At 30.3% G+C, this 2,699-nt stretch carries 2 protein-coding genes; both read right to left on the bottom strand.

Annotation, left to right across the window (positions count from 1 at the left end):
* Positions 1-1,010 (bottom strand): serine hydrolase domain-containing protein (locus tag AB8B52_RS03895; protein WP_406025443.1); only part of this gene is annotated, 1,010 nt, incomplete at its 3' end.
* 217 nt (positions 1,011-1,227) lie between these two features.
* Positions 1,228-2,699, bottom strand: a 1,472-nt coding sequence (locus AB8B52_RS03890; protein WP_406025441.1) for a sensor histidine kinase, incomplete at its 5' end; no start/stop codon positions are given.

Genomic DNA, 2,699 nt, shown 5'->3' with positions numbered 1-2,699 from the left:
ACAATTACAATATTATGTTTTGGATTAATATAAATTAATTGATTATAGATGCCCATAGCAGCGTATTCGCCTTCATTTCCATCAAATATCCACCATTGATACCCATAACCTAAATCATTACTTGAATTTGGATTAGATCCTGCAATTAGATGCGGTGCATCTGGTGTAATGGATTTTGAAACCCATTCTTTAGAGATTAATCGTTTCCCGTTTAATTCTCCATTATGTAAAAACAATAATCCAAACTTGGCATAATCACTTAAAGATGCACTTAAACCAGCAGCTGCAAATTCGTTTCCTTGATTATCAATAACCCACAGTCCTTTTCGTTCCATTCCTATAGGCTCCCATATTTTAGTCTTTAAGTAATCCGATACTGTAATGCCTGTTGCTTTATTAATAATCATACCTAAAACTTGAGTGTCAGAACTATTATAACGGTTAAAGGTACCTTGTGGTTTATCATATGTTAAAGTTTTTACAAACGATTCAAAAGAACGACCAAGCGCTAATGTTCTACCAAAACGATTAATATCAGAATCATTATCACTATAGTCCTCATTCCAACTTACACCAGATGACATTTGCAAAAGATTCTTAATCGTTATGTTTTCATAAGCAGAGTTTTCTAGTTCAGGTAAATACTTATGTACAGAATCATTTACACTTGCTATATGGCCTTCTTCTATTGCTATACCAACTAATGCTGAAACGAATGATTTTGTTACAGACCAAGCAATTGTATGGTCTTCTGCTGTATTTCCTTGATAATAGTTTTCAAATAAAATTGTATCATTTTTAATAACCATTAATCCAGTAATATCTGTATCTTCTATAAGTTTGTATGTGTCTTTAGAACTTCCTTTGAAATTATATGTTAAAGGTAATTTGATAGCTGTTGTTTTTGGAATCTTAAAAGGTGTCTCGCTTTTCGAAATCTCTCTTGTCGGAAAATAATCTTCGATAGTTCGAAACCTTTCTACTTGTTCCTTACCAGAAAACATATTCATTGCAAATTTAAGCCTAGCTATTTTACTACAATTGAAAAGAAGTAATAGCGAGATTAGACCAATAACTATTAAAACTATTTGAGTTGTTTTTTTCAATCTAAAAGGATTAACAAATTAATAATACCAATGATACTATTAATTGCTAAAGAAGCTTCTTAAGGGTTTATAACGACTAAATTGAGTTTGTAAATAACAAAAAGAAAAGTAAATTCAAGTTTTAATCTAAAAATGGCAGTGTGATATCTACCCGAGTTCCTTCAGATTCTGCCGCTGTGCCTAAATCGATAATGGTATAACCAACGTCGCTCCCATATTTATTTTTAAGAATATCTAACCTTTTTTGGATTGAGTTTAAGGCAAAAGACACGTGGGTCTTACCTTGCCTTTTTAGTATAGATTGTGCTTTTTTTCTGCCAATTCCATTATCTATAATACTGCAATGTATATAGTTACTTTGTATTTTAAAAACAATACTTAATTCTTTAGATCCAGATTTATGAAAGAGGCCGTGAATAATAGCATTTTCTACAAAGGGTTGCAAAATTAAAGAAGGGATACTAATATCGTTTAGATTCTCGGTTTCAATAGTACATTTAAAACTCTCATCAAAACGCAATTTTTCTAATTTCAAATAGGTTTCTAAAAACTCAACTTCCTTTTCTAGAGGTATAAAGTTTTTATTAGAATAATTTAAAGTATTTCTAACCAAATCTGAGAATAAGACAATGTAATCATAGGATGCATTCGTGTCTTGCTGTAAAATTAAATCTTGAATTGAATTTAAAGAATTAAAAATAAAATGTGGATTCATTTGAGAACGCAGTGCTTTTAGCTCTATCTCTATAATGTTAGCCTTTAAAACCTGATCTTCTAGTTGTTTTTCGCTTTTCGCTTTTGTTATCCTTAGTCTATATAAAAACAATGCTGAAATCGTGCCTATAGAAAAAATAATACTACATAAAATAAACCACCAACTCAACCAAAAAGCCTTTTGTATTTTAAAAGAGTACCTAATTGGTTTTGAAACAAAATCTCTGTAAACAGCGATTACTTCCAATTGGTAATCTCCACTTGGAAGGAATTTATAGTCTATAACATTGGTGTTTATATGTACTGAGCTCCACTCTTCATCAAAACCTTTTAATTTATATTTTAAAATAGATTCCTTTTCGTAGGGAATACCTGAAAAACTAATGTAGCATTGTAATTGATTCTCATTATAATCAAAAATGGTATTTTGACTCATATCAACTCTTTTATTCGCTATTATTAAAGAATCAATACTTAGTTTAAAATCGGGAACTTCTGATATACCATTATTTGTGGATGTAGAAAAAAGTTGATCGTTAGATATATACCATATCCTACCATCACCAATAGCAAAATCTCTCGCAGAACCATCTATTACACCTTCAGCTGTACCTAAGGTTTTCGTTTTTAAAGTCTTTAAATCTAAAATTTTGAAACCTTCCTTGTGAGAGACGTAAAGCGTATCATTTTTTTCTTCAATTTTATCAACAAAATAACTCTCAATTTTATTTCCGACACTCATTTCGTGAGTGAATTCCCCATTTTGATATCCTAAAACGCCAAAGTGTTGTGTTGCACACCATAAAATACCATTATGAAAAAGTAAATCGTTAACGATAATAGATTTATCTTCAAAGGTTATTTCTTCTTTTTGTTCAT

This window comes from Winogradskyella sp., assembly GCF_045105575.1.
Classification (GTDB): Bacteria; Bacteroidota; Bacteroidia; order Flavobacteriales; family Flavobacteriaceae; genus Winogradskyella.
The sequence above is the reverse complement of the archived record's forward strand: the minus strand, read 5'-3'. Positions and strand labels throughout refer to the sequence as shown.